This window comes from Streptomyces sp. NPDC031265 (assembly GCF_055570295.1).
Map to the genome: position 1 here is coordinate 92,258 of NZ_JBVIHM010000020.1, position 5,405 is coordinate 97,662.

Consider the following 5,405-nt stretch of genomic DNA (forward strand, 5'->3'; position numbering starts at 1 on the left):
CACCCCACCCCCCACCACCACGCAACCTTTCTGGTCAGGTCCCCGCCCCCCAGTCCCCCGGGTGCTGAGGCCCCCCCCGCGGCCCTGGTCGAGGGCCCCCCCCCCGCTGCGGCCTGGTACGTGGCCGCAGCGGCCCCCACCGGCGTTCAGCTCGCGCAGTACGTGTCCCGCCGCGGACGCACGCCCGTGGTGAGGAACGTGGTGACCGCGCGGTCGCCGCACGCGTTGCCGTTGTCCAGGTACATGCCGTGGCCGCCGTGGCCGACCGTGACCAGGCGGACCCGGTCGCCCCACGCCGCACGCATCTTCAGAGCGCCGAAGTACGGCGTCGAGGGGTCCCGCAGGCCCTGGATCATCAGGATGTTGGACGGGCCCTCGCCGGTGAGCCGGACCGGCTTCTCGGCCGGCGCCTCCTTCATGAAGGTGCAGGGCAGAACGTTGACGGGGCTGCCCGCCGTGAGCGGGTGGCGGATCCGGTCGGCCGCGACGGCACGCTCGTACGAGGGGACCGACTTCGGCCGGCTCACGTCGTTGCAGAGCACCCCCACGACGGCCGCGGCCTCCTGGTCGCTCATCGGCTCGGCGAGCGGGCCGGGCAGGACCGGCGTCGCCTTCGGGTCCTGGGCCGCCTTGATGAGCTGCGCCAGCAGGGGGAAGGTGCCGTCCGAGTAGAGTGCCGTCTGGAGCGCTTGGCGCAGTTGGTCGCCGGTGAGCTGGACACCTTCCTTGGCCGTCTTCCCCGGCTCCGCGTCGAGCTTGGCCGCCAGGGCGATGAACAACGGCCGTACGTCCTCGGCGCGTTCGCAGGTCCTCGCGCAGCACGGTCGCGTCGTACGGCCCGGCGTCCGGCAGGACGAGGGGCGGCATCGAGACCGTCGAGCCCGGCCAGAGCCGTATCCAGATCCCGCCGACACGGCGTCGGGTGACGACGAGCTCCAGACTTCCCCAGACGTACGGATAGCCGTCGGTGTCCGGGCCCTTCATCTGGATGACCGGATGCGCCCGCCCGGGACCGAGCAGTTCCTCGGCCTCGGTGAGGGGCATTCCGCAGTGCAGAGGACCGATACGGCCGGTCGCGGCGAAGCCGACGAGGAGGGGGAGCAGGGTCACGAGGGTGACTGTGACACCCCGCCGGGCGAGCCGCGCCCCGGTTTCGGGGTGCGGCAACCGGCTTCGAAGCCCGGGTCAGCGCACGATCTGGTCGCCGTCCGGCACGTCCTCGACCGTCACGGCGCCGCGCGGCTGCTTCAGCCGGAGCGCGACCGCCTCGGCCAGGCCGCCGAAGTCCCGGCCCTGGGGCTGCGGTACCGCTTCCCCTTCGCCGTACGCCTCGATCGCCCGGGTGAAGTAGCCGGGGTGCCAGGCGCCCACGGCGCCCCGGACCTCGACGGCGGCGACCGGGCGTCCCGCCACGGCCCTGCGCAGGACGGGCAGGATCTCGTCCGACCTCAGCTCTCCCGGCACCTGGAACAGGCTGGCGTGGGCGCCGACCAGACCGCCGCCGCGCAGACGGACCGTCACCGTCAGACAGCTGGTGACGGAGGGGTACGTGAGCACACCGCCCCGGGCGACCTCCCTGACCTGTCCCTCCGTCACGGTGGCGGCGGCAGGCGCCGCGTGGGCAGGGGCCACGGCGACGCCCGCAGGGCTCGCCTGTGCCTGCGCGGGGACGGCGACGGCGGCCGCGAGGAGCGGCAGGGCCAGCGCGAGCACCCCCGCACGTGCTCCCGTACGGCTCCGGTCGGTCCGGGTGGTTCGGGTGGTTCTCTGGGACGGTTGCTGCGGGGACAAGAAGACTCCTGTTCAGGGCGGACTCGGGGCCGGGCCGTGGGCACGGGCCTCGCCGCCAAGTATTCAGGGCGCCGTGAACAAGGTGGGAAAGCGCGGTGCCAGCCAGGGTTTGCGGCCCCACGCCAGGACGCGGCCCCGGGCGATGGCCATGCGGGGCTCGACGCGGCCGAGGGCCATCAGCAGGAACGTGACGGGCTCGATGCGGATGGTGCAGTCCGGGCGGCCCGGCGGCCGTTCACCGACGGTGGCCGCGCCCTCGGTGAACTCCACGCCGAACCGGGCGCCGCCCCACAGACGGACGGTGTACCGCGCGTTGCACCCCTTCGCGGCACCCGCGTCGACCACCCGTGGCATCGCCGCGACCATGAACGGCAGGGTCAGCTCGACGCGCCGCCGGTCGAGCATGTGCGGGCGGCCCACCGCGCGGGCGATGTCGTAGCCGTGGCCGAGCATGTGTGTGAGCAGATACGCGCCCAGGGTCGGCAGGTCCATGGTGCCCATCGGGGTGACCAGCGGCCCGGCTCCCCGTTGGTCAGCCGCCTCGGCCGCGTCCAGACAGGCCGCCGCCTGGGCCACGATCATCGCGGCCAGCGGCTCGGCCGCCCGTTCGCCGAACTCGGCGAGGGCGCGCGCGTTGGCCGCCGCGATGCTCCCCGGCGTGCCGTCCCCGTGGCCGCGGCCGTGTCCCGCCGCGATCTCGGCCATCAGCTGGTTGGCCTGCGCCAGGTGCGCGGCCGTCTCCCCGAGCGTCCACTGGAGACCCGGTACGGGCACGCTCGTGTCGCGGGCCCCGCGCAACAGCAGGGCGATGTCCTCGGCGGTGCCGCGTATCGCGTCGCCGAGCCCCGGCGGCAGGGGGTTCCCACTCGGCTGGTGTGCGCTCATGGCGCCGGAGCCTGCCCCAGCCCGTGCCGTGTGTCCAGAGCCGGGCGGGGCCGATCACGGCGGCGAAGATCCACGGGTATCGACAGGAGACGCGCTGGTCGTCCACAGTGGCCTCTCGTCCGTCGTGACCGAGCCAGCAGCGCCGAGGAGCCACCGTGACCAAGTGGGCAGGCCGGACCGCCACCGAGATAGCCGAGGCCGTACGGCAGAAGGTGGTCACACCCCGCGAGGTGGTCGCCGACCACCTGGCCGCGATCGCCGCGCGGAACGGGCGGGTCGGCGCGTTCCGCGTGGTGCGCGCCACCGCCGCCCTGGCGGAGGCGGACGCGGTCGGGGCGCGGACGGACCTGTCCCGGCTGCCGCTCGCCGGGGTTCCCGTGGCCGTCAAGGACAACCTGCCCGTACGCGGCGAGTCGACCCGCAACGGCTCCGCGGCCACCCCGGCGACCCTCGCGGCCGAGGACCATGTCACCGTCGCCCGGCTGCGGGCGGCGGGTGCGGTGGTGGTGGGACTCACCCACGTGCCGGAGTTGTGCGTCTTCGGGACCACGGACGGGGTGCACGGCATCGCCCGCAACCCCTGGGATCCGTCGCGTACGGCGGGCGGCTCCTCCGGGGGCAGCGCGGCCGCGGTCGCGGCGGGTCTGGTGCCGCTCGCGCTCGGCAACGACGGCATGGGTTCCCTGCGGATCCCGGCCGCGCACTGCGGTCTGATCGGCCTCAAGCCGGGCACCGGGCGCGTGCCCTCCGGCCTGGGCGGTGCCTGGTTCGGGATGTCGGAGAACGGCCCGCTGGCGACGACGGCGGCCGACGCACGGCTGATGTTCTCGGTGCTCGCGGGCGAGACACGGCCCGGCGCCGACGAGTCGGCCGATCCGCCGCGCGCCCTCAGGATCGCGGTTTCCACGCGCAGCCCGATCGCCGGAGTGCGCGTCGGCGGCGTGTACGCCTCGCTCGCCCGCCAGGCGGCCCGGGCGCTCGTGGAGGCCGGGCACCGGGTGTCGGCCGCCCATCCGCCCTATCCCCTCACCTTCGGCACGGTCATCCTCGCCCGCTGGACGGGAGGCACCGCGCAGGACGCCGAGGGGCTCGACCCGCGCCTGCTCACCCCGCGCACCCGGCGGCACGCGGCGATCGGGCGGGCCGCCGGGCGGCTCGGGATGCTGCGCGCGGATCACCGGGGCGCACTCAACAAACGCCTCGCGCCCTTCTTCGAGGAGTACGACGTCCTGCTCACGCCCGCCCTGGCCCGTCGCGGCCCGGCGGCCGACGCCTGGCACGAGCGCGGCTGGCTGGCCAACGTCCTGGTCAACACGGCCTGTTCCCCGATGACACCACCGTGGAACCTCTCCGGCCACCCCGCCCTCGCGATGCCGTTCGGCTCGCTGCCGACGGGCCTGCCCGGCTCCGTCCAGCTCGTCGGCCGCCCCGGCTCGGAGCACCAACTCCTCACCGTCGTAGGGCAGTTGGAGCAGGCACGCCCCTGGACGCGCACCGCGCCGGCTCCACCCGTCAGGGCCGTGCTTGACTGAGAGCGCACTCCAATTCGTAGCTTCTCCGGCATGACGACGCGCACGACATCCGACACGACCGACACGACTCGTACGACCACTCCTCAGCACAGGACCGGATCGGCTTACGGCCCCCGCAGCACCGCACAGGAGGTGCTGGAGGGCATCGACCTCACGGGGAAGCTCGCCCTCGTCACCGGCGGCTACTCGGGCCTCGGCCTGGAGACGACCCGGGCACTGGCGGCCGCCGGGGCCCATGTGGTGGTGCCCGCACGGCGGCGCGCCGCCGCCCAGGAGGCACTGGCGGGCCTCACCGGCGCCGACCGCGGTGTCGGGCCCGGCGTCGAGGTCGACACCCTGGACCTCTCCGACCTCGACAGCGTCCGCGCCTTCGCCGACCGCTTCCTCGCGTCGGGCCGGGGCATCGACATCATGGTGAACAACGCCGGGGTCATGGCCTGCCCCGAAACCCGGGTCGGGCCGGGCTGGGAGGCGCAGTTCGCGACCAACCACCTCGGCCACTTCGCCCTGGTCAACCGCCTCTGGCCGGCGCTGGCGGCGGGCGGGGCGCGGGTGGTGGCGGTGTCCTCGCGGGGCCACCAGCTCTCCGGCATCCGCTGGGACGACGTGCACTTCGCCCGGGGCTACGACAAGTGGCTGGCGTACGGGCAGGCCAAGACGGCCAACGTGCTCTTCGCCGTCCACCTCGACGCATGGGGACGGGACGCGGGGGTGCGGGCGTTCGCGCTGCACCCCGGCGAGATCCTGACGCCCCTCACGCGCCACGTCTCGCGCGAGGAGATGCTCGACGCGGGGTGGGTCGACGAGGAGGGCAACGTGGCCGACTCGTTCAAGACGCCGGAGCAGGGTGCGGCCACCCAGGTCTGGGCGGCGACCTCGCCCCAGCTGGCGGGCCTGGGCGGTGTCTACTGCGAGGACTGTGACATCGCGGAGCCCGCGGGCCCGGGCGACGACGGCCCCGCCGACGGCGAAGTGCCGCGCGATGAACTCACCACCGGTGTCAGCGCGCACGCGACGGACCCCGGACAGGCCGCACGGCTGTGGCGGCTCTCCGCCGAGCTGACCGGGGTCGACGCGTTCGCCGAGAACGCCTGAGGCAGGAGTGGGGGCGGTTGGGGGTTGCTCCCGGCACCCCGAACCGCCCCCACCAACATACGCACCACCCCCACCCCACATGAACGTCGCTCCCACCCACAT

Annotated in this window: 5 protein-coding genes; 2 read left to right on the forward strand and 3 right to left on the reverse strand. The window is 74.4% G+C overall.

The genetic code is table 11. The features are described 5' to 3' along the window. Nucleotides 1-146: 146 nt before the first annotated feature. The 3 genes from ACZ499_RS27005 to ACZ499_RS27015 form a co-directional block, all read right to left on the reverse strand. Nucleotides 147-779: an alpha/beta hydrolase gene (locus ACZ499_RS27005; RefSeq protein ID WP_468678689.1), complete on the reverse strand. Its 633-nt coding sequence runs from the start codon at nt 777-779 to the stop codon at nt 147-149. 406 nt (nt 780-1,185) lie between these two features. Then, nucleotides 1,186-1,713, reverse strand: a complete 528-nt coding sequence (locus ACZ499_RS27010) for a hypothetical protein (RefSeq protein WP_468678691.1) — start codon at nt 1,711-1,713, stop codon at nt 1,186-1,188. A gap of 141 nt (nt 1,714-1,854) precedes the next feature. Beyond that, nucleotides 1,855-2,676 carry a maleylpyruvate isomerase family mycothiol-dependent enzyme gene (locus ACZ499_RS27015; protein ID WP_468678693.1) on the reverse strand — a complete coding sequence of 274 codons (822 nt, stop codon included), beginning with the start codon at nt 2,674-2,676 and terminating at the stop codon, nt 1,855-1,857. Nucleotides 2,677-2,831: 155 nt separating this feature from the next. Between ACZ499_RS27015 and ACZ499_RS27020 the strand changes: the two genes are divergently transcribed. Continuing rightward, the gene (locus ACZ499_RS27020; protein WP_468678695.1) at nt 2,832-4,208 is read left to right on the forward strand and encodes an amidase; all 1,377 of its coding nucleotides are present in this window, start codon (nt 2,832-2,834) and stop codon (nt 4,206-4,208) included. Between the two features lie 30 nt (nt 4,209-4,238). Further along, on the forward strand, nt 4,239-5,303 hold the full coding sequence (locus ACZ499_RS27025; RefSeq protein WP_468678697.1) for an SDR family NAD(P)-dependent oxidoreductase: 1,065 nt from the start codon (nt 4,239-4,241) through the stop codon (nt 5,301-5,303). The last annotated feature ends 102 nt before the right edge of the window (nt 5,304-5,405 follow it).

What these genes read in the sequence shown, in the direction of transcription:
- ACZ499_RS27015 (WP_468678693.1), bottom strand. Translation starts at nt 2,676, where the DNA reads ATGAGCGCACACCAGCCGAGTGGGAACCCCCTGCCGCCGGGGCTCGGC.
- ACZ499_RS27025 (WP_468678697.1), top strand. Translation starts at nt 4,239, where the DNA reads ATGACGACGCGCACGACATCCGACACGACCGACACGACTCGTACGACC.